This window comes from Prevotella sp. P4-51 (assembly GCF_002251455.1).
GTDB lineage: Bacteria > Bacteroidota > Bacteroidia > Bacteroidales > Bacteroidaceae > Prevotella.
Genome location: NZ_NPJM01000069.1, coordinates 1 through 22,981, shown reverse-complemented (window position 1 = coordinate 22,981; position 22,981 = coordinate 1). Strand labels below are relative to the sequence as shown.

The following is a 22,981-nucleotide window of genomic DNA, read 5'->3' as shown; positions in this document are numbered from 1 at the left end:
CACTGGATATGAACAATAGCAAATCGCCATGGAGCTGGGTGCCTTCGCTGTACTTTGCCGAAGGACTGCCCAATGTGGCCGTGATGGCCATCTCTGTCATCATGTACAAGCAGATGGGGTTGAGCAATGCCGAGATAACCTTCTACACCAGTTGGCTGTATCTCCCGTGGATGCTCAAACCTCTATGGAGCCCGTTTGTAGACCTGGTAAAAACCAAGCGATGGTGGATAATCACCATGCAGTTGCTGGTGGGCGCAGCCTTTGGCGGCGTGGCATTCACCATCCCTACCGACTTCTGGCTGCAGGGCACCCTGTTCTTCTTCTGGGTGATGGCCTTCACGAGCGCCACCCACGACATCGCCGCCGACGGATTCTACATGCTCGAACTGACGCCCAACGACCAGGCATTCTATGTGGGCATACGCTCCACGTTCTACCGCCTGGCCACCATCTTCGGCCAGGGTGTGCTGGTGATGGTAGCCGGCAATCTGCAGGTAATCTACCGCAACAGCATCCCCTTCTCGTGGAGTCTGATGTTCTATGGCGTCACCGGCTTGTTTATCGGCCTGTGGCTGTGGCATGGCTATGTGCTGCCCAGGCCCAAGGCGGACAAGGCACACACCGCCAATACGCCGCAGCAGATTATGGGCGAGTTGGCGCACACCATCAGGACATTCTTCTGCAAGAAGCAGGTGGTGACAGGCATACTCTTCATGCTCTTCTATCGCATGCCCGAAGGTCTGCTGGCCAAGGTGGCTGCACTCTTCCTGGTAGACAACGAGAGCAATGGCGGCTTGGGACTCTCGCCGCAGGAGTATGGACTGGTGCAGGGCACGGTGGGCGTGATAGGACTCACCTTGGGAGGCATACTCGGCGGATTGTGCGTGAGCCGGGACGGCTTGAAGCGCTGGTTGTGGCCCATGGTACTCGCCATCACGCTGCCCGACCTGGTATATATCTACATGAGCTACGTGCTGCCCAACCTTGCCATCGTCAACGTATGCGTGTTTGTCGAGCAGTTTGGCTATGGATTTGGCTTCACGGCCTACATGATGTACCTCATCTACTACAGCCGTGGCGAGTTCAAGACCAGCCACTACGCGCTGTGCACCACCTTCATGTCGCTGTCGATGATGCTTCCCGGTTTCTTCGCTGGAGCCTTGCAGGAGGCTGTGGGCTACCGCATGTTCTTCATCATCGTGGTGATAAGCTGCGTGGTGACCTATATCGTCACCGCCATGCTCAAGATAGACCCCAACTTCGGCATCAAGGGCTATAACGACGAAGCCGAAGCCACCGACGAGCAAGACGACTATCAGGAATAGACCCATCACCACCACCAATGGCAAAGGCGCCGACCCTCGCAAGAGAGTCGGCGCCTTTGTTATGGGACAGCTGGTGTCAACGGTCGATATATCTACGGGTGATGTCGCCATACTCGTCGATGCGGCGGTCGCGCAGGAAGGGCCACCAGCGACGCACCTGCTCGCTATGACCAAGGTCGAGGTCTACGATGCGGCGCTCTTCACCGTCGGCAGAAGCGCGATAGAGCAGCTCGCCCTGGGGGCCAGCCACGAAGGTAGAGCCCCAGAACTCTATGCCCGGAGTCTGTCCGCTGGGGTCGGGCTCGAAGCCCACGCGGTTGACCGCCACCACAGGCAGTCCGTTGGCCACTGCATGGCCGCGCTGTACGGTGGTCCACGCCTCGCGCTGACGTTGCTGCTCGTCGGCAGAGTCGCTGGCTGCATAGCCTATAGCCGTAGGATAGATGAGCAGCTCGGCACCCTGGAGCGCCATAAGCCGTGCTCCCTCCGGATACCACTGGTCCCAGCACACCATAACGCCCAACCGGCCCACCGAGGTGTCAATGGGGCGGAAGCCCAGGTCGCCGGGGGTGAAATAGAACTTCTCATAATAAGCCGGGTCGTCGGGGATATGCATCTTGCGATAGGTTCCGGCTATCGAGCCGTCGCGCTCTATCACCACGGCGGTGTTGTGATAGAGTCCAGGGGCACGGCGCTCAAAGAGCGAGGTGACGATGACCACGCCGAGTTCGCGTGCCAGCTGGCCGAAATACTCGGTAGACGGGCCGGGGATGGGTTCGGCCAGGTCAAAGTTGTCTACATCCTCTACCTGACAGAAGTAGAGTGAGTTGTGGAGTTCCTGAAGTACCACGAGTTGGGCACCGTCGGCAGCCAGAGCCCTGACGCCCTCGGCCAGGCGGCGTTTGTTGTCGGCTATGTCACTGGTGTTGTGCTGTTGCAGCACTCCTACTTTCAGTTCTTTCATATCTATCTGTGTTATATTTCTTCTGGGATGATGGGTGATGACGCTTATCGGCAGAGCACGCCCGCGGGCAGTTGCATGGTGAGGCAGTGGATGGAGCCGTGCTGGCGGATGATGACACGGCTGTCGATGCCGATGAGTTCGTGATCGGGGAAAGCCTGGTGCAGAGCCTCGGCAGCCGCCTGGTCATTGTGGGGCTGGTCGTAGGTGGGGTAAATCACGGCGCCGTTGACGATGAGGAAGTTGGCATAGGTAGCCGGAAGCCGCTCGTCGTCGTATCTGATTTCGTCGACCATAGGCAGGGCGATGAGACGGTAAGGGCGCCCGTCGTCGGTGCGCAGTGCCTGGAGCTCGCGTTCCATGGCGCAGAAGTCGGCATAATGCTCGTCGGCCTGGTCGCTACACTTAATATATAATAAGGTATCGTGGAGAGCCACGCGCACCGTGGTGTCGATGTGGCCGTCGGTGTCGTCGCCCACCAGATTGCCGTGATTGATCCACACCACGCGTCGGGCGCGAAGCCTACGCCGCAGCTCAGCGTCTATCTCCTCGCGGGAGAGGGGCTGGTTGCGGTGAGGAGCCAGCAGACACTGGCTGGTGGTAAACACGGTGCCCCGGCCGTCGCTCTCGATGCTACCGCCCTCGAGCACCATGTCGTCATGGTCTTCACGGCTGCCGTGGAGCAGGCCCTGCTCGCAGAGGTGGCGGGTGATGGCATTGTCGTGCTGCCAGCCGAACTTCTCGCCCCAGCCGTTGAAGCGGAAGTCGAGCAGCACGGGCTCGTCGCCGCCCATGAGGGTGATGGCGCCATGGTCGCGCGCCCAGGTGTCGTCGGTGTCGCAGCAGGCAAAGACCACGCGGGCCATGCGGGCACGACCGAGACGGGCCTCAAGAAGCTCGCGCACATATTCAACCTCGGGCGAGACCACCAGCAGCGCCTCGTGGCGGGTGATGGCGTCGGCAAGTTGGAGATAGGTCTCGGTAATCTCGTCGAGATAGGGAGCCCAGTCGGTACCGGCGTGGGGCCAGGTAAGCTGCACCCCGCTCTGCACTGCCCATTCGGCAGGCAAGTATAGTCTGTCGTTGTTCATCGGTGTACGTAGAATTATGTCTGTCAGGGCAGTCTGCCTGCACCTCGCCCTCGCCGACTTGCCCGTCGGTCATGGCGCGGTGGGCGCTACCCTATGCAAAGGTACTGCAAACCATAGACAATACAAAGAAAGCGCGATGGTTTTTTAGGTCGAAATGGCAACCACCGCATCTGGCGACAGCAAAAAAATGTCGGCACAGACACAATTTCCCTGCAAAATGATTGGCAGTTCGATGGTTTATATCTACCTTTGTCTCACCAATATACAAAGAAAGGACAGACATGGACAACGACAACAAGCCGACAAAATTCTGCTATCCATATCCGCATGCGGCAATCACTGCCGACTGCATCGTCTTCGGCTACGACCCCAACAAGACGCTACGCGTGCTGCTCGTCAAGCGGCGCAACGAACCCTACAAGGACTGCTGGGCGTTTCCCGGCGGCTTTATGGAGATAGACGAAGACCTGAAGACCTGCGCCCGGCGCGAGGTGATGGAAGAGACGGGCATGGCGTTGGGCGAGGTGTTCCAATTCCGCAGCTACAGTGCCGTAGACCGCGACCCACGAGAGCGCGTCATCACCGTAGTGCACTTCGCCTTTGAGGCCCTCGCCGAGGTCAAGGGCAGCGACGATGCCGCAGAGGCACAGTGGTTTGACATTGACAACCTGCCAGTGCTCGCCTTCGACCACAGGACCATCATCCACGAGCTCTTTGAGTTCCTGGAGGATGTGATATACAACGACCTGTTCTTCAAGTATTCGCCCGAAGGCATACCGATGGACGCACTAAGCAAACTGACCACAGACATACTGCATCTGAAAGAACTGGAGCATCCGCCCATTGACGACGACACGTTGTAGGACAGCCCCGGCACCCCATAGAACCAACAGAAGACAACCATGATTATCGAAGAAATCGTAAAATATAATGAAGAGTTTGTAGCCCGACGCGGTTACGAACAGTATGTTACCAGCAAATACCCCGACAAGAAGCTGGCAATACTCTCGTGTATGGATACACGACTCACCGAACTGCTCCCGGCAGCACTGGGACTGAAAAACGGTGACGCAAAAATCATCAAGAACGCCGGCGGACTGGTCATCAGCCCCTTCGACTCTGCCATGCGCAGTCTGCTGGTGGCCATCTACGAACTGGGGGTAGAGGAAATCATGGTGGTGGCCCACTCCAACTGCGGCGCCTGCCACATGAACGGTGCCGAGATGAAACGACTGATGCTGGAGCGCGGCATACACCAGGACGTGATAGACACCATCGCGCTCTGCGGCATAGACCTCGACCACTGGCTTGAGGGCTTTCACGACACCGAGGACTCGGTGAGAAATACCATCAACACCATAAGCCACCACCCGCTGGTGCCGCGCGACGTCAATCTCCATGGATATATCATCGACTCGGTGACAGGCAAGCTCACCGAGGTCAAATGACAGAAAGACAGCCCGCAAGATGATAGAACTCAAGAATGTAGACATACACTGCGACGACGGCACAGACATCAGGCAGGCGTCGGCAGTGGTGGCCAACGGCCGCTCGCTGCTGGTCTATGGCCGCGATGCCGCCACACGCCACTGTCTGGCGGAGGCGCTGCTGGGGCTCAGACCCGTGGCTGGGGGCTATCTCACCTACGACGGCGAGGTGCTCACTCCGGCTGCCTCGCGCTATATGCGACGGCAGATAGGCTACGTACCCGCACTGCCGCCACAGCCCCAGTACTCGCTGCGACAGATGGCCGACTCGCTGCTGCGGCTCGACATCCATCGCGAATACCGGAAGGACAGCAACCAGCTGATAGACATCTGGATGGCGGCTGGAATAAGCGAGCAGCACATCGACGCGCCCTGCGAGACAATCGCCGCAACAGAGGTGACGACGGGCATGCTCTGCCTGGCCCACTGGCTGCGCAAGCAGGTGGTGATAGCCGAAGAGGTGGCCGACGAGGCGACGGCTGAGCGGCTGAGGGAGATGGCAGCCGAAGACTCGGTCGTCATAGCCACGACAGCCAACAGCGCGTTGGCAGATTATTTTGACAACCATATCAATCTGGAGGAACTACAATGATAGAGACCATACATCTCTCCTTTGGCAACCTGATTATAGGTGCCCTGTTTTTCATCATACCTCTATATGCGCTCTACGCCTTCAAGGTAGAGATATGGAGGCGCACGCTCAAGGCGCTGGCCACGATGGCTGTGGCGCTGACCCTCGGCGCACTGCTCACTGTGCTGGCCGTCCGGGCTGGCCACATCGGCGTGACGCTGCTGTGCGCGCTGGTGCTGCTGGCTGCCACCGCCTGGTACATGCGCATCAAGGCACGCATACGACAGGCCAACTACATAGTGCCCATCATGCTGGGGCTGACGCTCACCATACTGCCTCTCTCGCTGATATTCGTCTATCTGGTGCTGGGCATGAACCCGCTGGCGCCGCATCTGCTGCTGCCCGTCGTGGCCATCACCACGGGAGCGGTGGCTGAGTCGAACGTCAAGGCGATGGGCGCATACTATGACGGACTGCACCACCACGCCCGACTCTACTACTATCTCACCGCCAATGGTGCCACCCATCGCGAAGCCACCAACTATCTGGCCCGACGCTCGATGAAGCGGTCGCTCATACCGCTGTTGCAGCGCATGGGTATCATGGGGATGGGCACCGCGCCGGTGATGATGTGGGCCATGACCATGAGCGGCACAGACATCATGAGCGCGCTCGTGATACAGCTGCTGTTTACGGGACTGCTCATCTCGGCAGCCACAGGCCAGCTGGCGCTCACCCTCGTGCTGGCGCGCAGATACGCTTTTGACGCATACGACAAAATCAACGCCAGAGGATGAAGAGGATTTTCTGCCCACTGATAGCGCTGCTGTTGCTGGCTGGATGCAATCTGTCCAGAGACCACAAGCGACTGACAGGACGGCTGATGGACGACGCGCCACAGCAACAGACCGAGGTCGAAGACACGGGCGCGCTGCTGCCGGCGCCACTCAACGACAGGCCCGAGCAGATACTGCACCGTGCGGGGTACACTGCCTCGTACAATCATGAACTGAGGCTGCCCAACTGGGTGGCTTGGCATCTCACAGCCGACCACACCAACGGCCCCTTCAAGCGCAAGGGACGCGCCTTCACCGAAGATGAAGAGGTGGAAGAGCCGCGTGCCAACACCTATGACTACCAGCGCTCGGGATATGACCGCGGACACATGTGTCCCTCGGCCGACAACCGATGGAGCGAGCAGGCCCAGGCCGACTGTTTCCTGCTGACCAACATCTGCCAACAGCTCCATGCGCTCAACGACGGCGACTGGCGCATACTGGAGGAGCAGTGTCGCGACTGGGCTGATGACTGGGGCGACCTGTACATCGTGTGCGGACCCGTACTGACCAGACAGCGCCACAAGCGGATAGGCAATAACAAGGTGACAGTGCCCGAAGCCTTCTTCAAGGTCATCGTATGTCTGCGGGGAGAGCCACGCGGCATAGGCTTCATCTATCGCAACGACGCCCGCCGACGGCTCCAGACGCAGTATGTCAACTCGATAGACGAGGTGGAACGCATCACGGGCATAGACTTCTTTGCCTCGCTGCCCGACCAGATAGAGGACAAGGTGGAAAGCCAGGCTCGGCTGGAAGACTGGACCCAACGCGCCAACTGACGCCACTGTCTCTGGCAGCAGAAAGGGGGAAAAGAGGACCGGCGAGGGCATAAATGCCGGAAAGGCAAGAGCGAAAGCAATCGCAGAGGAATATGATAAAAATGACAAGCATGCACATTTTTATCATATTCCTGCTTTTTATGTGGCTAAAAATGACAGATAGGTTCACGCGCATGAAGGTTTTCTTGCTGAGAAGCGGCTTTATGAGTAAATTTGTAATCATCAAACAATGAGAGCCGACATTCATGCGATGGCGGAACAAAGACTGACTCCACGCCGTACTGACTACTGCGGGCGGAGATAAAGGGAAAGAACCAGAGACTGACATTGACAAACACTAAAAAACAACTCAAAAGTATGTACGACCAACTGGATAATCTGAATATCACGATTGACAAGTCTGTCAAGAGCATTACAAGAGCGGCATGTATGTATCTGTCGCTGGCCATCGAATATGGCATATTGCTCACCGAGAACCCAACGGCACGCATCGTAATCTACGACAACCACATCGACTTCGGCGTGAGCATGAACCCCATGATGGATATGATAAACGGCGCCCTGCTGCCCCACTTCTACAAGGAGAACAACCGGGTGGTGTACCGCTTCATCGGCGATGCCAACTGCGAGGTGAATGACCAGGTCATCGACTACGTGGGCAATGACTGCATCGAAGCCAATGAAGAAAGCCACGTGTTTCAGCAGATGTACACCAAATTCGGCATAAACTAATCGGAACGGAGGACATCTCCAGGAAGCCGGAAGCCACTTACACACAGATTATTACCATCACTGCCGGCTCGTATCATAAGAAACGCGAGCTCGTATCAAATGTCACGAGGGCTCGTATCTTACGACACGAGCCCTCGTAATTATTGTTACGAACCAGCCAACACGGCAAGCAGACCGGCAGAAGCGGCTAACAACGGCACTGCAGGCCATCAGAGCGACCGGCAGAGCGGCATGGCGCCGCCACGGTCAGAGCATCAGCACCCGCATCTCGGCATTGGTCATCTTCATAATCTGGCTCATGGGGCGCTGATGATACACGCTCTGTATGGCCTTGTTGATGATACCGTGGCCCACAGCCACCACCACCTGGTCGGGATAAGTGACCCGCACCCAGGTGAGGAAGTTGCGGGCACGGGCGAGCAACCGCTCTGCCGACTCGACATTGGCGGGCCACTCGCGGTCGGCAAGCGAGGGGATGTACTCGCCGGTGAAGTCGCCCCAGTCGCGCTCGCGCAGCAGCGGGGTCTCCACCATAGGCACCTGGCGCCCCTGGGCGAGGATGCGGCAGGTCTGGATGGAGCGGTAGAGGTCGCTGGAGACGAAGGCGTCGATGTGGATGTCGCTGAGCTTGTCGCGCAGCGCCTCAGCCTGGCTGATGCCGGTGGCATTGAGCTCGCCCTGGGTCTGCCCCTGCATGATTTGGCGGGCATTGTCGACGGTTTCGCCGTGGCGTACAAGATATAATGTTGTCATAGTCATAATATAATTTGTGGTCAAAATAATTGCATGACCCAATGATTGTTTGTACTTTTGCAGCAGAAAACGATAATTGCTACAAATTAATGAAAAATCTGCTAAGTTCGCAGTTCCGTGCGCTCGTCGCCATCATCGTGGGTCTGCTGCTCATCACGTTTCACGAAGAGACGGTAAGATGGATAACCATACTGATAGGCGTGATGTTCTTCCTGTCTGGCGTGTTCTCGGTGACAACCTACTACGCCTACCGCAAACCCGAAAAGGGCATGATTATGTATGATACCGACGGCAACCGACTCAACCTCTACCGCCCCGTATTCCCCGTCGTAGGGTTGGGCAGCATGGCGCTGGGAGTGATACTGGCGCTGATGCCCACCACATTCATTACAGGCATCACCTATATCTTCGCCCTCATCCTGATTATGGCTGCAGCCAACCAGTTTATCGGTCTGGCCCACATACGGCAGATTGTGCGCATAGGGCTGTTCTACTGGGTGGTGCCCTCGGTGGTGATGCTCATAGGTCTGACCGCGCTGATACGGCCCGAATGGATAGCCTCGGCACCGCTCATCATCATAGGTTGGGCGATGGTGGTCTACGGCGTGAGCGAGTCGGTCAACACGCTCAAGGCCCACGCCGCCCGGCGCGCCTACAAGCAGATGATGGACCGCAGAAACTCCGACAGCGCCGACGCGCCAGCCGATAACGCTGAGTGACACGCCGACGCTGTCGTAAGCAAGCGTCATCGCAGGGAGTGGAACGCATCAGCGCTCTACGATACCCTGGATATAGTCGCAGATGATGCCGATGCCCTTGGCGTTCTCTCCCCCCTGTGGGATGATGATGTCGGCAAAGCGCTTGGTAGGCTCGATAAACTGCTCGTGCATGGGCTTGAGCACCGAGAGATAGCGGTCGACAACCATGGACACGGTACGGCCGCGGTCGATGGTGTCGCGCTGGATGTTGCGGATGAGTCGCTCGTCGGGGTCGGCATCGACAAATATCTTGAGGTCCATCATGTCGCGCAACTTCTTGTTGATGAGCGTCATGATACCCTCGATGATGATTACCTTCTTGGGCTCGACATGGATGGTCTCTGGCAGACGGTTGCAGATGATGTAGGAGTAGGTGGGCTGCTCTACGGCACGGCCATGGCGCAGCTCGTTGACATGGTTGATGAGCAGCTTCCAGTCGAAAGCATCGGGGTGGTCAAAGTTGATGGCATGGCGCTCTTCATCGGTCATGCCTTTGTTTTCATTATAATACGAATCGAGCGGCACCACAGCCACATAATGGGGCGGCAGAGCCTCAACGATTTTCTTCACTACAGTGGTCTTGCCCGAGCCTGTTCCGCCGGCAATACCGATAATGGTTACTTCGCTATTCATTATTGTTTGTTTTACAAGGGGTAAGACCATCGCCAGCCCAAAGGTCGCGGCAACGCCCCACCCCATCATTTTCTTATTCTGTATCAGCACGGGCCGCTGCGACGTCATCGCCAAACAGCTCGTCGAACATGCGGCTGTAATACTCGGTCTTCAGCTCCACCTTCATGGGATAGGCCCTACTGCTGCTGGGCTGCCGGTAGAGCATCAGTTCGCGCCCGGCATAGCTGAAGGGCACCGACTGGCCCATGGCGGGCGGGGCGGTGATGTGGAAGTGGGAGGAAAAGACCTGGGTGGCAAGCTGCCCTGCCGTGAGCACAGCCCGACACTGGGGCAGAGCGTCGAGGAGCGCATCGAGGTCGGCTGGCTCTACGATGTCAAGGTCCTTGTCGGAGGCAGTGCCCTTGGTGCGTCTCACCCGGACAGCCGTATCGTAGATGGCCACACCGAGGGAGGACAGGAAGGTCTGCAACTCGGTCAGGCGGAAGGTGTGCCTGGCCTCATCGACAAAGTGCATCTTGTCGCCAAAGAAATGGAGACCGAAAATGCGCCACATATCGTTGGTGTAATTGGGATAATACCAATCCATACACCAACGACGGGGCGCAGGGGGGAATGTGCCAAGCATCAGCAAGCGTGCATTGGCAGGGAGAAAAGGTTGAAAAGGATGTGTCTCGACATCCATAATTTACTTCTGCTTGGAGAGATACACCACAACGGGCAAGTGGTCTGAATAGCCATCAAGCCATACGCCTCCAGCGGTGGTTCGCTTGGGAGCGCCCTTATACTTGCCGGTGCTCTGGAAGAGATAGTCGCGGCGGAAGATTTGGGCCTTGCGGTACTTGAGCATGCCGGCGTCGGGGTCGTTGGCATCCTTGGGCATGAGCAGATTGGGGGTCATGATAATCTGGTCGAAGAGATTCCACGAGCCACCATAGAAGAGGGTGCCTTTACCCTGCTTGTGGATATTAATCCATGGGCTGTACATCTCGCCAGGTCCCACCTTGTCCTTGTCGGCTCGGGCACCCAGACCGTCGACCATACTCTTGTCGAAGGGGTCGTCGTTCATATCGCCCATGATAAAGAACTTGTAGGCGGGATTCTCGCGGAGCAGCGAGTCCTTGATGACGCGCATCTGGCGGGCTCCGAGCTCACGATAGTAAGAGGTAGAGAAGCGGCTGGGCAAGTGGGCCACGATAACCACCACCGGCTCGTCGGCAAGTTCACCCTTGACGGTGAGGAAGCCACGGGTAATGAATCTTTTGTCCTTCTCCTGTTCGGTTACATAGGGATGGAGCTTCACATCATTGACCTTGAAGAGCGCGGGATTGTAGAGCAGCGCACAGTCTACACCTCGCTTGTCGGGGCCCTCGATGTGGCAGAACTGCATATTACGCGCCTTGAGCGGCTCCTGGGCACAGAGGTCTGTAAGCACACGGGCATTCTCGACCTCGCTCACTCCGATAATGGCGCAACCCACATTGGGGAGCATGTCGGTACCCATATCGGCAAGCGCCTTGGACATATTCTTCAGTTTATGCGAATATTTCAAGCCGTCCCAACGGTAACTTCCATTGGGAAGAAATTCAAAATCGCGTTTGCCTTCATCATGGATGGTGTCAAAGAGGTTCTCCTGATTGTAGAAGCCAACTCCGTAAACCAACAGCTTCTTCTGAGCTGAACTCATGAGGCAAATCATACATGCCATCACGGCCAAAAACAAGTATCTTTTCATCATTTTTTAGTTATTTTCTGCAAATATCGGAATTATTATTGACATAATGCCCATTTTCATAGATATTTATTTGAAAAAACTTTCCCATTACAAATATATTTAGTTACTTTGCAAACATATAACACATAATTATAAATATATTCAACTATGCAAAGAAAGCTTAAATTGGCAGTGATTGCCCTGTGCTATGCTCCGTTGGCCTTCGCCCAAACGCCCTCAGGCGAGAAGCAGACCACCAAGCCCATAGACGAATCGGCATTCACATTTACAGAGGCACAGTTGGGAGACGATGATGATATGACACAGAATATCAGCATCCTCAACTCCAACTCCAACCTCTATGCCAGCGGCGTGGGATATCTGTTCTCACCCGTAAGATTCCGTTACCGTGCGTTAAACCAGAGCTACAATGAGATTTACATCAATGGGGCTCCTGTCAACGACATGGAATCGGGACAGTTCCGTTACTCTCAGATTGGCGGTCTCAACCAGCAGACCAAGAATGTAGATTTTGCTCTTCCCTTTGAGGACTGCCAGTTTGGCATGCCTTCGATGGCCGGCAGCAACAACTACGACTTCCGTTCGGGCAACATGGCAGCAGGCCATAGAGCAACCGTATCGGCAGCTAACCGCAACTACAACTTCCGCGGAATGTACAATTACAACTCAGGCTTCAACAAGAACGGTTGGGCTGTATCTGCAAGCCTCACCTATCGTTGGGCCAAGCGCGGATATGTAGAGGGTACATTCTACAATGCCCTGTCTTACTTCTTCGGCGTCCAAAAGCTCTTAGGCGACAACCACTCTCTGTCGTTTGCCACATGGGGTAACCCCACTGAACGTGGCGCACAGGGTTGTGCTACTGATGAGGTATACTGGCTCACTGACAACCGCTACTATAACTCCTATTGGGGTTATCAGAACGGCCATGTGCGCAACTCACGCGTGGTGACAGAATACTCTCCCTCGGCAGTACTCACCTGGGACTGGGACATCAACAAGGACATGAAGCTCACCACTACCGTATTTGGACGCTACGGTATGTACAAGAGTACCCGACTGAACTACAACAATGCTGACAACCCCCATCCTGACTACTGGAAGAATCTGCCCAGCTCATACTTCTATGTATGGGGCGACGACCCTCTGTACAGCGCTTATCGCACGGAGTCGGCTGCCAACAACTGGAAGCAGGCTTATGACAGCTGGCAGAACCCTATCAACCAGCAAATCAACTGGAACCAGCTCTACTATGCCAACAGTCAGGTATCAAAGAACGGCGCCGACGCCCTCTACTTCATCCAAGCCAAGAACATAGACAACGCCACACTCACACTGGCTTCTACTCTGGCTGCCAAGCAGAGCAAGAACGCTTCGTGGAACGTGGGACTGGTACTCTCGACCAACAACGGTCACCACTACCAGACCATGGAAGACCTGCTGGGTGCCAAGTCATACCATAACATCAACACCTATGCTGTGGGCAAGTATGCTCCCGGCTCTGACGAGACTCAGTATGACCTCAACAGCGCAGGTCCCAACAACCTGGGCCGTCTGGTGTACAATGGCGACATCTTCGGTTACAACTACAACATCTTCGTACACAAGGCCAACGTCTGGGCCAACTACCAGAAGTCTGTAGGCCGTCTGCACATGATGGTAGCAGGCCGCCTGGGTGGTGTCATGATGCGCCGCGAAGGCCACATGCGCAATGGTCTCTTTGCCAACAACTCTTACGGCAAGGGAGAATATGCACGCTTCGGCGAAGGTGGTGTCAAGGGTAGCCTGACCTACAATGCCGGCAACGGGCACACATTCCTCGTAGGTATGGGTTATCAGTGGAACGCCCCCAAGGCCAACGCTGCATTCGCTTCACCTGAGATGAACAACGACTTCGTGCTCAACCTCAAGGACGAGCATGTGCTGACAAGCGAAATCGGCTACCAGTTCAACAACAGCTGGTTGCACGCCAACATCAACGCCTACTACAACCGTATGGACCACGTCAGCGAGTGGCAGAACTTCTACTTCGACGATATCAACTCATTCTCTTACGTGTCTATGACCGGTATCAAGAAAGAATTCTATGGCGTCGAGGCTGGACTGAAGTTCAAGCTCTCTTCGGCTTTCGACATCAACATGCTCGGAACCGTAAGCGAGGCCAAGAACATCAACAACGCACAGGCTCGCTACCTCATCTCTACCGAGGGTGCATACAGCGAGACCGAGACCGTATATAATAAAGATATGCACGAGGCCAGCACACCTCTCACCGCTCTCAGCCTCGGTCTGAGCTACCACCAGAAAGGTTGGTTTATCGACCTCAACGGTAACTACTATGACCGCATCTACCTCTCTTACTCTCCCTGCTACCGCTACGAGTCTTCGCTCAAGAAGCGTCAGAACATCTATGGTGACGTGTATGACAACGAAGGCAATCTGCGCAAGTCGGCCATCAGCCAGGAAGAAGGCAAGGGTGGTTTCATGCTCGATGGTAGCGTGGGCCGTCTCATCCGTCTGAAGAAGGGTCAGATTTCAATCAACTTCTCTATAACCAACATCCTGAATAACCGCGATATCGTTACCGGTGGTTTCGAGCAGAGCCGAAGCGACTACTCTAACGAGAAGGTAAGAGCTTACCGATTCTCCAAGAACCCCAAGAAGTTCTATGCCTTTGGTCCTAACGGATTGCTGAACATCGCATACAAATTCTAAAACTCACCAGCGATATGAAATATATGAACAAGATATTGGCCGCCTGCTTCTGCGCCCTGCTCGCTTCGTGTATGGGCAGCGACTATGCAGACCCTAACATGACAGAAAACCCCTTCGGCAACAGCCAGATTGCCGAAACCAATGTGATGAATATCGGTGACTTGAAGGAAAGCAAAGACTTCAAGTTCATCATCGCCAATGGTGCTTACAAGAAGGTGGAGAAGAGCATCCAGATTAAGGGCCGCGTGACCGGAAACGATGCTCAGAGCAACCTCTACAACACCATCTCTATCGAAGACGCCACTGGAGCCATCGAGGTTTCCGTAGGCCAGGGTGGAACCAGCGGTTTCATGCCCGTAGGTCAGGAAGTGCTCGTAGAGCTCAAGGGTCTCTACATCGGCGGTTACCGCAAGAAGGCTCAGATTGGCACTGTATATACCAGCGCCAACGGTACTCTCGGCATCGGCCGCATGAACCGTCAGGAGTGGGCCCAGCACTACAAGATTATCGGCACCGCCGACCCCTCTCAGGTGGTTCCCACCGAGTTTGATGTGACCAAGATTGCCGACGCAAGCTACATCAACGCCAACGCCAGCCGACTGATGACCATCAGTGGCGTGGAGTTCTCTGCCGCCGACGGCAAGGCTGTCTATGCTCCCGATGACGGCAGCGTGACTCTGACCAGCAACTGCGCCAACCGCGGCCTCAAGGGCCTCGATGAGAAGAACATCGTAGTGCGTACCAGCACTTATGCCAAGTTTGCCAAGGCCGTTCTGCCCACTGGCAAGGTTAAGATTACCGGTATCTTCTCTCGCTTCAACGACACCTGGCAGATCCAGATACGTTCGCTCGACGATGTTGTGGCCGACGATCCATTTGCAGGCATCGACGGCACTGGTCTGGGCACAGCCGAGTCACCTATCGACGTGACACGCGCCCTGAGCCTCATCGCCAAGAGCGCCTACGAAGCCACCAAGGAGTACTATGTGACAGGCATCATCTCAAAAATCAAGGAGGTCGATACCGGCAACTATGGCAATGCCACATATTATATATCTGTTGATGGCAAGGACGCCAACAACCTCACCGTCTTCCGTGGTTACAACATCGGTGGAGAGAAATTCACCGCCGAGGACCAGATCAAGGTAGGCCAGAAGGTTGTCGTTGCCGGTACGCTCACCCTCTACGGCACCGAGCCAGAGATGAACGCTGGCAACAAGATTATATCCATAAAGTAACACATCATTAAGAAATAAAAGAAACAAAGATATGAAAAAACTTATTTATTCAATGCTTGCCTTGGCCACTATCGCCTTTGGCTTCTGTAGCTGCGAAGACGTTCCTATGCCTTACGGCTATCCACAGGGATCTACCGACCCCACCAATCCTGACCTCCCCGCAGAGGGTGAGGGTACACTCGAGTCTCCCTACAATGTGGCTGCTGCCAACGCAGTAATCGCCGGCGGCGACTTCGACCCCGAGAAGCAGTTCTACATCAAGGGTATCGTTACCTCTATCGATGAGACCGACGGTTTCCCCAACTCTTTTGGCAATGTCACCTACAACATCTCTGACAAGGCCGACGCTTCCAACAAGCTCTTGGTTTACCGTGGCATGGGCTTCGGTGGCGCCAAGGTTAATTCTACCGACGACCTCAAGGTAGGCGACGAAGTTGTAGTTATGGGTAAGCTCATCAACTACAGCGGCAAGTACGAGGTGACACAGGGCAGCAAGATTGTAGTACGCAATGGCCAGTCATCTGTCACCACCGGCACTCCCGAAGGTGAGGGTACCCTGCAGAGCCCCTACAACGTGGCTGCAGCCCTCAAGCTGGTCAGCGCTCTGCCTGCCGACGTTCCCACAGAGAACGCCCTCTATGTAAAGGGTAAGATTTCCAAGATCAACAGCGTAGAGACTGCCACATTCGGCAACGCCAACTACTATATCTCTGACGACGGCACCGAGAACGGACAGATTCTTATCTTCCAGAGCCTCTATCTGGGCAATGTGAAGTTTACTTCTGCCGACCAGATCAAGGTGGGCGACGAGGTTATCATCTATGGTAAGTTTGTCAACTTCAAGGGCAATACCCCCGAGACCGTAGGCAAGGGTACATCTTACATCTACTCTCTCAACGGCAAGACCCAAGGCGGCGGCGAAACCGGTGGCACCACTACTGGCGAAGCCAAGGGCGACGGTACCAAGAACAACCCCTACAACGCTTTGGGCGCTAAGGCTTTTGCCAGCAAGCTGGAGTCTGGCCAGACTTCTACCGAAGAGGTATACATCAAGGGTAAGATTTCAAGCATCAAGTACAACTTCTCTGCAGAGTTCGGTACAGCCACCTTCAATATCTCTGACGATGGCAAGGCTGCCAACGAGTTTATTATCTACAGCACTCTCTACCTCAACAACGAGAAGTACACTGCTGGCGACCTGCTGAGCGTAGGCGACGATGTAGTCATCCTGGGTAAGGTGACCAACTACAACGGTACTCTCGAGACTGCCTCAAGAGCCAGCTACATCTACTCATGGACCAAGAATGGCGGAAGCACCGGCGGTGAAGGCGGTGGCGGCGAAGCTACTGGCAGCGACGTGACCATCAAGGCTGGCGACATCTCCAGCACCAATGCTGCCGACGTGACCGAGGTGACCGTCAACGGCATCGGCTTCTCCTTCAGCAAGGGCTCAGGCGCCAACGCTCCTAAGTACTATACAGCTGGTGGCGGTACCATCCGTATGTATCCCAGCAACTCTGTTACCATCAACGCCGGCAGCAAGAAGATTGCCAAGATCGTGGTAGAGTGCGACGCTTACAACGGTGTCAACTACACCGCAGAGGGCAAGGCCACCTGTTCTCCTGGCAAGGCTACTCTCAACAACCTCACCTACACCTTCAGCGAAATCAATGCAGCCAAGGTGACCATCACCGACGCTGCCGAGGGTACAGGTCAGCCCAAGCAGTTGCGTATCAAGTCTATGCAAATCACATTTGCCAAGTAAGGACACAGCATCCTGAATCATACTATATCCCGTATCATCCTCAGCGATGATACGGGATATTTTGTTTACACCTTATTATATATATAGGGGCCATGCCGAATCAGTGGAGACCACCGGTGCCTCTGCCAGAGCCGTCCTGCACCAGGAGCCCACGCCCATGGCGCCCGCTGCGACAGTCTGCGCCACCCTCTTCGACGCCCGCGCACCCATAGCCACGCCAATTATCACCCTCGGAGACAAAAAATATTTCGAAACATTTGGCAGTTAAGCGAAAAAGCAGTAATTTTGCACTCCGTAACGTATTCGGACAATTTATAAACAAATAACAATAAACGAAATGAAACAAGGTATTCACCCAGAAAACTATCGCCCCGTCGTATTCAAGGATATGTCCAACGGCGATATGTTCCTTACAAAGTCTACATGCAAGACTAATGATACAGTAGAGTTTGAAGGCGAGACTTATCCAGTGGTAAAGATTGAAATCTCAAGCACCTCTCACCCCTTCTACACAGGTAAGAGCAAGCTTGTTGACACCGCAGGTCGCGTTGACCGCTTCATGAACCGCTACGGTAAGCTGAAGAAGTAATATATCTTTCGAATATATTCATTCCATGCTAAAGTGCGTTCTAACGTAGTTGCATATGCGTTAGACAGCACTTTTTTTCATGCCATTTCTATCTATTAACTTTATAACAATGAACAAATTCCTTTCCTTTCTTTCCGCGGCTGTCATCATGCTGACGCTTGTCGCATGTGGCGGAGATGACGGACCGTCTGACCCAGGTCAGGGACAGAATAAGGTGGTCAACACCAACCGCAACATCCCCACATCGATGACCCCCAAAGAGATTACCCGCCTGGAGTTTCCCAAGCTGGCAAGCGAAAACAGCATTGTTCTCGTCCATCACACATCGGGTGCGCAGGACGTGAGTTACTCTTGCGAGTGGGACTACAAGAAGAAGTCCAACCGCTGGTCGTGTTGCGCCATGACCAACAAGACCATCAAGGGCGGCGCAGGTCGCGTGGGAGATTTCGAGGAAGACCCCAACCTGCCCACAGCCATGCGCTTCAGCGACACCAATGCGATGTACACCCGCTCGGGCTACACCCGTGGCCATCTGATTGCCTCTGCCGACATCCAATACTCGCGCGAAGCCAACCACACTACATTCTACTACAGCAACATCCAGCCCCAGCACTACGACTTCAATGCCGGACAGAATTATGAGGGCATTTGGGTGCGTATGGAGAGCTGGGTGCGCAAGAAGGCCGAATCGCTCAAGGACGGTGACACCCTCTTCGTGTGCAAAGGCGGAACCATCGACAAGGAAAGCCAGATTATGGAGCGCGTCAAGGGCCAACTCATCGTGCCCAAGTACTTCTACATGGCGCTGCTCATGAAGACGGGCTCCGAATACAAGGCTATTGCGCTCTGGGTAGAGCACCAGAAGAAGGTGGACACATCGGCCGTCAAGGACCATGCCATCACCGTCAAGGAACTCCAGAACCTTACCGGCATCGACTTCTTCTGCAATCTGCCCGATGATATCGAAAACCGCGTAGAGGGCAAGATTAGCCCCATCAGCTGGGGACTCTGACACTCCCCTGCCCCGACGGACAGACATAACCATAAGCGCTCCTTCGCCCAGGCACCATGCCGGCGAAGGAGCGCTTGCCGTTTTCTTCCCCGCCATCATTCCCGCCCGGTCGGCCTACGAGCCATTCTGCATGGCGACCGCAAATGACCTCGTTGCGTGGCTTGATTTCATCATTTCATAGCTTGACAGGATTATTGCGCACCGCGATTTCACCATTTCACGGTTTGCATCCACTTTCAGCACCACTATCCCAGTGTTTTCCTCTGCCGCCGGCTGATAGTCCACAGCCCCGACCGCTATCAGCATAACGGTTGTGGCTATGTCCGTGACAGCTGTCACTGTCGGTATGGCGGCTGCGTTTCTGCCCGCAGTCCCTAACAACAGACAGGGCGGCTATCCCTCATCATCGGGATGGCCGCCCTGGTCGTCGTGGTCTGCAGTGGTCTATCTGTGTCCGTTATTTATCGTGATGTTGCGCTCCACGGGAGCGGTCTTGCCATCGGCCTTCTTGCCGCCGAAGGTCTTTCCTGCGGCCACTGCGGTGGTCTCGCCCTTGACGCGCTGGGGCAGACGCTTGGTCAGGTTGAAGTCGTCCTCCTCTTCGATGTTCACGCCCACGCTCGTACCCTTAAACTGGGTGGTGCTCAGCTTGTCCAGATTGTTGTAGGCGATGAGCATATTGACAGGGTCTTGGCCCGACTGGCTGGGGTCGTAGGAGATTTCAATGCCGCCATATCCGTTGACACACCAAGAGAAATTGGTGCGCGTCTCGCCCTCGTCCTCGTTGTAGCGATACTCCGTGCCGCGGCCCTTGACGTCTGACGAGGTACTGAGCTCAAAGTGCCATATCACCTGATAGTCGGTATACACGGTCTGCCCGGCCTGGTTCTTGAAGTACATGCGCAGCGGACCCTCCCATTCGCCGTTGAGATAGCGCGCCATGGTGGTGCGCGAGTTGTTTATGTCGGCATTTACCGCATTGATAAACGAGCGGTAGTCATAGTCCGAAGCGTAGGGATAATAGTGGTCAAACCAGTCGGCAGTGGTACGGTCGTCGGTACCGAAGTCACCATAACGGTTGAAATACTCAGTCAAAGCTCTGTCGAGGTCGAAATAGTAGTCATAGTCGTCGCTCTCACCACACGACACCATCGTCGCCGACATCATCACCAGCACCACGGCTGTCATCAAGGTTGCTAACTTTTTCATAATCGTATATTTTTAGTTGTTATTGCTTATTGTTATGCTGCAAAATTAGCATTATATCCTGACAATGCCAATGGAAAATGGATATTCTTTGGTGGGCTTATCCCTACACTTTGTGGGGAAAACCCTAAATAATCTAAAAATCTCTGCTTTACGCCTTCTCCGTCTCGTGAGAAATAAGTAACTTTGTCGCCATATAACTGATATTTATAGTAAACAAGATGAAAACCGTTTTCGATTTTGCTGTCAAAGACAGAAAAGGCAAGGAGGTATCGCTGCGCGAGTATGCCAACGAAGTGCTCCTCATAGTAAACACCGCTACCAAGTGTGGCTTTACTCCTCAGTATGAGGAACTCGAAGCCCTCTATCAGGAATATCACACCCAGGGCTTTGAAATCCTCGATTTCCCCTGCAACCAGTTTGGCCAGCAGGCCCCCGGCACCGATGAGTCTATCCACAATTTCTGCAAACTCACCTACGGCACCGACTTCCCCCGTTTCAAGAAGGTCAAGGTCAACGGCGACGATGCCGACCCTCTCTTCCGTTTTCTGCAGGAGCAGCGCGGTTTTGCCGGCTGGGACGAGAGCCATCCCCTCACCCCAGTCCTCGACAAGATGCTCAGCGAGGCCGACCCTGACTACAAGCAGAAGAGCGATATCAAGTGGAACTTCACCAAGTTCCTCATCAACAAGCGCGGTATGGTGGTAGCCCGCTTCGAGCCCACCGAAAGCCTCGACAACATCAGCAAGGAAATAGAAAAACTCTTAGCCCAATAACAACGTGGAACATACCAAATGTCTCATCATCGGCAGCGGCCCCGCCGGCTATACAGCCGCCATCTACGCCGGCCGCGCCAATCTGCAGCCCATCGAGTATTGCGGTCTGCAGACGGGTGGTCAGCTCACCCAGACCACCATCGTCGAAAACTTCCCCGGCTATCCTGAAGGCGTCGATGCCAACCAGATGATGATGGAACTGCGCGAGCAGGCCGAGCGATTCGGTGCCGACATCCGCGACGGCGTGGTGACGGCTGCCGACCTGTCCAAGCGTCCCTACATCGTGACCATCGACGACGGCACTCAGATAGAGGCCGACACCATCATCATAGCCACCGGCGCCAGCGCCAAATACCTGGGTCTGCCCGATGAGCAGAAGTACAACGGCATGGGTGTGTCGGCATGTGCCACCTGCGACGGCTTCTTCTACCGCAAGAAGGTGGTGGCTGTAGTGGGCGGCGGCGACACCGCCTGCGAAGAGGCATCCTATCTGGCCAACCTCTGCACCAAGGTCTATATGATTGTGCGCAAGCCCTACCTCCGCGCATCAGACATCATGCGCCGCCGCGTCGAGGAAAATCCAAAGATAGAAATCCTCTACGAGCACAACACCGAAGGTCTCTATGGCGACAACGGTGTAGAGGGTGCCCACCTGGTGGCACGACGTGGCGAAGCCGATGAGCGTCACTACGATCTGCCCATCGACGGCTTTTTCCTCGCCATCGGCCATAAGCCCAACACCGACGAGTTCCGCGGACAGATAGACATGGACGAGCAGGGATACATCAAGACCCTGGGCGCATCGCCATGCACCAATGTCGAGGGCGTATTTGCCGCCGGCGACTGTGCCGACCCCACCTACCGTCAGGCCATCGTAGCCGCCGGCAGCGGATGCAAGGCCGCGCTCGAGGCCGAGCGCTATCTCAACCGATAGGCAAAAGGGTAAATAGTAAATACATAAAATAGTAAAAAGTTGCCCGTGTGACCACGGGCGTGCATGGAGCGCATTGCAGGCTATCTAAGTCTGCGATGCGCTTTTTCTGTATGCCTGACACATGCTTAATTAGGATAGTGGTGCATGTCTCATAAGCAGCTCGCAGATGGATGCTCCAATTCCAAGAAACAACAACCGACACATCTGCAGCGACGACCCACACCATAGAGGCATAGACAAGCGAGCTTTATTCTACTCATCTGGCTTAACGAAAACCTTCCATTTTTTAGTTAGGGGTAACCAAGGATAGAAATAAGATTTTGGCTACCTTCTTCTTTAATCATTTTCTTTCAACATCATACCTACGCATTTGTCGGATCAAACAAATTGAGAAAATAAATCAATGACAACCGAATTTTTTCCCCAAAAAAAATTGCTAATTCAATTATAATAATTAACTTTGCATCGTCCAGCCAACTGTGCCACTAAGTCTAATTATAGATAAGGTGGAGCGGTTTATGGGTGGGCGCATACATATAAAGGCGTTTACTGCGCTTTGGTTTTGACGCAATAGAAATCTCGCAAATTTCTCAGAATAGTCAAAGACAAAGCAACGAAACGCCCCATCGGGTGTATTGTACACAGCCAGAATTGTATCCTTTTGTCATCATTCATGATGACTCTTAGATATGTAATGGCAACTACATATACGCACAGCGTGGGGCTGGACGTTGCTCGTTTCGACTATTCGGGCAATGCGAGAGCCTCTATTGCGTGGAACGAGTGACAGGACTTGCTCCACGTCTTTTTTATGTGTGTAATTTCAATGACATTATACACGCCAACTTCGGGGCTCACCCGATAAACCAAGGGGATTAGGCATATAGTTTTGTAAGTCTGAAAAGAAAGAACTTTATATCCGTTACTCCTCTTAAAGCAGCTCTAAACGCCTTTATTTTAGGGGTTGTCGTTTAATTCTAAGAATTCAATATCTATAGACGAGGGTATGCCTTCCGAGGTTGCCATCGTTTGCTTATTTTCGGAGTTTTATCGTAATTTTGGTCGATTCTTGTCTTGTCAGGGCA

Annotated in this window: 24 protein-coding genes and 1 pseudogene; 16 read left to right on the top strand and 9 right to left on the bottom strand. The window is 54.5% G+C overall.

Annotated features, from left to right (window positions below; genetic code table 11):
* The first annotated feature begins 8 nt into the window (after window positions 1–8).
* Window positions 9–1,325, top strand: a complete 1,317-nt coding sequence (locus tag CIK94_RS12710) for an MFS transporter (protein ID WP_094423252.1) — start codon at window positions 9–11, stop codon at window positions 1,323–1,325.
* Between the two features lie 76 nt (window positions 1,326–1,401).
* On the opposite strand, the gene CIK94_RS12705 is transcribed toward CIK94_RS12710, so the two are convergent.
* Window positions 1,402–2,289, bottom strand: coding sequence for a carbon-nitrogen hydrolase (locus CIK94_RS12705; RefSeq protein WP_022309896.1), 888 nt, complete (start codon window positions 2,287–2,289; stop codon window positions 1,402–1,404).
* A gap of 44 nt (window positions 2,290–2,333) precedes the next feature.
* Entirely contained in the window at window positions 2,334–3,377 is a 1,044-nt protein-coding gene (locus tag CIK94_RS12700; protein ID WP_094423251.1) for an agmatine deiminase family protein, read from the bottom strand.
* A 281-nt stretch (window positions 3,378–3,658) separates the two neighbouring features.
* On the opposite strand from CIK94_RS12700, the gene CIK94_RS12695 reads away from it, so the two are divergent.
* The 6 genes from CIK94_RS12695 to CIK94_RS12670 all read left to right on the top strand — a co-directional run bounded on the left by CIK94_RS12695 (window position 3,659) and on the right by CIK94_RS12670 (window position 7,785).
* Window positions 3,659–4,240, top strand: coding sequence for an NUDIX hydrolase (locus CIK94_RS12695; protein ID WP_094423250.1), 582 nt, complete (start codon window positions 3,659–3,661; stop codon window positions 4,238–4,240).
* 42 nt (window positions 4,241–4,282) lie between these two features.
* The gene (locus tag CIK94_RS12690; protein ID WP_094387425.1) at window positions 4,283–4,825 is read left to right on the top strand and encodes a carbonic anhydrase; all 543 of its coding nucleotides are present in this window, start codon (window positions 4,283–4,285) and stop codon (window positions 4,823–4,825) included.
* Window positions 4,826–4,844: 19 nt separating this feature from the next.
* Window positions 4,845–5,456, top strand: a complete 612-nt coding sequence (locus tag CIK94_RS12685; protein ID WP_094423249.1) for a hypothetical protein — start codon at window positions 4,845–4,847, stop codon at window positions 5,454–5,456.
* A complete protein-coding gene (locus CIK94_RS12680) occupies window positions 5,453–6,232 on the top strand; it encodes an ABC transporter permease (protein ID WP_094423248.1) in 780 nt (259 codons plus the stop codon). The genes CIK94_RS12685 and CIK94_RS12680 overlap by 4 nt, the downstream gene beginning before the upstream one ends.
* Window positions 6,229–7,053, top strand: coding sequence for a DNA/RNA non-specific endonuclease (locus tag CIK94_RS12675; protein ID WP_094423247.1), 825 nt, complete (start codon window positions 6,229–6,231; stop codon window positions 7,051–7,053). Before CIK94_RS12680 ends, CIK94_RS12675 begins: the two co-directional genes overlap by 4 nt.
* 357 nt (window positions 7,054–7,410) lie before the next feature.
* Window positions 7,411–7,785, top strand: coding sequence for a hypothetical protein (locus CIK94_RS12670; protein ID WP_094423246.1), 375 nt, complete (start codon window positions 7,411–7,413; stop codon window positions 7,783–7,785).
* 246 nt (window positions 7,786–8,031) lie between these two features.
* On the opposite strand, the gene CIK94_RS12665 is transcribed toward CIK94_RS12670, so the two are convergent.
* Window positions 8,032–8,538, bottom strand: coding sequence for a histidine phosphatase family protein (locus CIK94_RS12665; protein ID WP_094388634.1), 507 nt, complete (start codon window positions 8,536–8,538; stop codon window positions 8,032–8,034).
* Between the two features lie 89 nt (window positions 8,539–8,627).
* Between CIK94_RS12665 and CIK94_RS12660 the strand changes: the two genes are divergently transcribed.
* A complete protein-coding gene (locus CIK94_RS12660; protein ID WP_254046225.1) occupies window positions 8,628–9,257 on the top strand; it encodes a DUF308 domain-containing protein in 630 nt (209 codons plus the stop codon).
* Window positions 9,258–9,305: 48 nt separating this feature from the next.
* Here CIK94_RS12660 and udk read toward each other — a convergent pair whose 3' ends face one another.
* The 3 genes from udk to CIK94_RS12645 all read right to left on the bottom strand — a co-directional run bounded on the left by udk (window position 9,306) and on the right by CIK94_RS12645 (window position 11,661).
* Window positions 9,306–9,929: a uridine kinase gene (gene udk / locus CIK94_RS12655; RefSeq protein ID WP_094423245.1), complete on the bottom strand. Its 624-nt coding sequence runs from the start codon at window positions 9,927–9,929 to the stop codon at window positions 9,306–9,308.
* A gap of 73 nt (window positions 9,930–10,002) precedes the next feature.
* Entirely contained in the window at window positions 10,003–10,611 is a 609-nt protein-coding gene (locus CIK94_RS12650) for a uracil-DNA glycosylase family protein (protein WP_022309907.1), read from the bottom strand.
* A 3-nt stretch (window positions 10,612–10,614) separates the two neighbouring features.
* Window positions 10,615–11,661 carry an endonuclease/exonuclease/phosphatase family protein gene (locus CIK94_RS12645; RefSeq protein WP_094423300.1) on the bottom strand — a complete coding sequence of 349 codons (1,047 nt, stop codon included), beginning with the start codon at window positions 11,659–11,661 and terminating at the stop codon, window positions 10,615–10,617.
* A 147-nt stretch (window positions 11,662–11,808) separates the two neighbouring features.
* On the opposite strand from CIK94_RS12645, the gene CIK94_RS12640 reads away from it, so the two are divergent.
* From CIK94_RS12640 to CIK94_RS12620, 6 genes are all read left to right on the top strand, one after another.
* Entirely contained in the window at window positions 11,809–14,376 is a 2,568-nt protein-coding gene (locus tag CIK94_RS12640; RefSeq protein WP_094387375.1) for a TonB-dependent receptor, read from the top strand.
* A gap of 23 nt (window positions 14,377–14,399) precedes the next feature.
* Window positions 14,400–15,614, top strand: coding sequence for a DUF5689 domain-containing protein (locus tag CIK94_RS12635; RefSeq protein ID WP_254046224.1), 1,215 nt, complete (start codon window positions 14,400–14,402; stop codon window positions 15,612–15,614).
* Window positions 15,615–15,645: 31 nt separating this feature from the next.
* The gene (locus CIK94_RS12630; protein ID WP_144008407.1) at window positions 15,646–17,379 is read left to right on the top strand and encodes a hypothetical protein; all 1,734 of its coding nucleotides are present in this window, start codon (window positions 15,646–15,648) and stop codon (window positions 17,377–17,379) included.
* Between the two features lie 46 nt (window positions 17,380–17,425).
* Window positions 17,426–17,647, top strand: a complete 222-nt coding sequence (locus CIK94_RS14195; protein WP_144008406.1) for a hypothetical protein — start codon at window positions 17,426–17,428, stop codon at window positions 17,645–17,647.
* 69 nt (window positions 17,648–17,716) lie between these two features.
* The gene (locus CIK94_RS12625; RefSeq protein ID WP_022309912.1) at window positions 17,717–17,968 is read left to right on the top strand and encodes a type B 50S ribosomal protein L31; all 252 of its coding nucleotides are present in this window, start codon (window positions 17,717–17,719) and stop codon (window positions 17,966–17,968) included.
* 109 nt (window positions 17,969–18,077) lie between these two features.
* A complete protein-coding gene (locus tag CIK94_RS12620; protein WP_158214754.1) occupies window positions 18,078–18,980 on the top strand; it encodes a DNA/RNA non-specific endonuclease in 903 nt (300 codons plus the stop codon).
* A 114-nt stretch (window positions 18,981–19,094) separates the two neighbouring features.
* Here CIK94_RS12620 and CIK94_RS12615 read toward each other — a convergent pair whose 3' ends face one another.
* Both CIK94_RS12615 and CIK94_RS12610 read right to left on the bottom strand, forming a co-directional pair.
* Window positions 19,095–19,286, bottom strand: coding sequence for a hypothetical protein (locus CIK94_RS12615; protein ID WP_144008405.1), 192 nt, complete (start codon window positions 19,284–19,286; stop codon window positions 19,095–19,097).
* Window positions 19,287–19,424: 138 nt separating this feature from the next.
* Window positions 19,425–20,189, bottom strand: coding sequence for a hypothetical protein (locus CIK94_RS12610; RefSeq protein WP_144008404.1), 765 nt, complete (start codon window positions 20,187–20,189; stop codon window positions 19,425–19,427).
* 218 nt (window positions 20,190–20,407) lie between these two features.
* Between CIK94_RS12610 and CIK94_RS12605 the strand changes: the two genes are divergently transcribed.
* Both CIK94_RS12605 and trxB read left to right on the top strand, forming a co-directional pair.
* The gene (locus tag CIK94_RS12605) at window positions 20,408–20,962 is read left to right on the top strand and encodes a glutathione peroxidase (RefSeq protein ID WP_094423239.1); all 555 of its coding nucleotides are present in this window, start codon (window positions 20,408–20,410) and stop codon (window positions 20,960–20,962) included.
* A gap of 4 nt (window positions 20,963–20,966) precedes the next feature.
* Window positions 20,967–21,896 carry a thioredoxin-disulfide reductase gene (gene trxB, locus CIK94_RS12600; RefSeq protein ID WP_094387382.1) on the top strand — a complete coding sequence of 310 codons (930 nt, stop codon included), beginning with the start codon at window positions 20,967–20,969 and terminating at the stop codon, window positions 21,894–21,896.
* 875 nt (window positions 21,897–22,771) lie between these two features.
* Here trxB and CIK94_RS14790 read toward each other — a convergent pair.
* Window positions 22,772–22,855 (bottom strand): annotated as a pseudogene (locus CIK94_RS14790) (ISL3 family transposase); the annotation flags it as partial.
* Window positions 22,856–22,981: the final 126 nt, after the last annotated feature.

What these genes read in the sequence shown, in the direction of transcription:
- CIK94_RS12710 (WP_094423252.1), top strand. Translation starts at nt 9, where the DNA reads ATGAACAATAGCAAATCGCCATGGAGCTGGGTGCCTTCGCTGTACTTT.
- CIK94_RS12705 (WP_022309896.1), bottom strand. Translation starts at nt 2,289, where the DNA reads ATGAAAGAACTGAAAGTAGGAGTGCTGCAACAGCACAACACCAGTGAC.
- CIK94_RS12700 (WP_094423251.1), bottom strand. Translation starts at nt 3,377, where the DNA reads ATGAACAACGACAGACTATACTTGCCTGCCGAATGGGCAGTGCAGAGC.
- CIK94_RS12695 (WP_094423250.1), top strand. Translation starts at nt 3,659, where the DNA reads ATGGACAACGACAACAAGCCGACAAAATTCTGCTATCCATATCCGCAT.
- CIK94_RS12685 (WP_094423249.1), top strand. Translation starts at nt 4,845, where the DNA reads ATGATAGAACTCAAGAATGTAGACATACACTGCGACGACGGCACAGAC.
- CIK94_RS12680 (WP_094423248.1), top strand. Translation starts at nt 5,453, where the DNA reads ATGATAGAGACCATACATCTCTCCTTTGGCAACCTGATTATAGGTGCC.
- CIK94_RS12675 (WP_094423247.1), top strand. Translation starts at nt 6,229, where the DNA reads ATGAAGAGGATTTTCTGCCCACTGATAGCGCTGCTGTTGCTGGCTGGA.
- CIK94_RS12670 (WP_094423246.1), top strand. Translation starts at nt 7,411, where the DNA reads ATGTACGACCAACTGGATAATCTGAATATCACGATTGACAAGTCTGTC.
- CIK94_RS12665 (WP_094388634.1), bottom strand. Translation starts at nt 8,538, where the DNA reads ATGACAACATTATATCTTGTACGCCACGGCGAAACCGTCGACAATGCC.
- CIK94_RS12660 (WP_254046225.1), top strand. Translation starts at nt 8,628, where the DNA reads ATGAAAAATCTGCTAAGTTCGCAGTTCCGTGCGCTCGTCGCCATCATC.
- udk (WP_094423245.1), bottom strand. Translation starts at nt 9,929, where the DNA reads ATGAATAGCGAAGTAACCATTATCGGTATTGCCGGCGGAACAGGCTCG.
- CIK94_RS12650 (WP_022309907.1), bottom strand. Translation starts at nt 10,611, where the DNA reads ATGGATGTCGAGACACATCCTTTTCAACCTTTTCTCCCTGCCAATGCA.
- CIK94_RS12645 (WP_094423300.1), bottom strand. Translation starts at nt 11,661, where the DNA reads ATGAAAAGATACTTGTTTTTGGCCGTGATGGCATGTATGATTTGCCTC.
- CIK94_RS12640 (WP_094387375.1), top strand. Translation starts at nt 11,809, where the DNA reads ATGCAAAGAAAGCTTAAATTGGCAGTGATTGCCCTGTGCTATGCTCCG.
- CIK94_RS12635 (WP_254046224.1), top strand. Translation starts at nt 14,400, where the DNA reads ATGAACAAGATATTGGCCGCCTGCTTCTGCGCCCTGCTCGCTTCGTGT.
- CIK94_RS12630 (WP_144008407.1), top strand. Translation starts at nt 15,646, where the DNA reads ATGAAAAAACTTATTTATTCAATGCTTGCCTTGGCCACTATCGCCTTT.
- CIK94_RS14195 (WP_144008406.1), top strand. Translation starts at nt 17,426, where the DNA reads ATGATACGGGATATTTTGTTTACACCTTATTATATATATAGGGGCCAT.
- CIK94_RS12625 (WP_022309912.1), top strand. Translation starts at nt 17,717, where the DNA reads ATGAAACAAGGTATTCACCCAGAAAACTATCGCCCCGTCGTATTCAAG.
- CIK94_RS12620 (WP_158214754.1), top strand. Translation starts at nt 18,078, where the DNA reads ATGAACAAATTCCTTTCCTTTCTTTCCGCGGCTGTCATCATGCTGACG.
- CIK94_RS12615 (WP_144008405.1), bottom strand. Translation starts at nt 19,286, where the DNA reads ATGCTGATAGCGGTCGGGGCTGTGGACTATCAGCCGGCGGCAGAGGAA.
- CIK94_RS12610 (WP_144008404.1), bottom strand. Translation starts at nt 20,189, where the DNA reads ATGAAAAAGTTAGCAACCTTGATGACAGCCGTGGTGCTGGTGATGATG.
- CIK94_RS12605 (WP_094423239.1), top strand. Translation starts at nt 20,408, where the DNA reads ATGAAAACCGTTTTCGATTTTGCTGTCAAAGACAGAAAAGGCAAGGAG.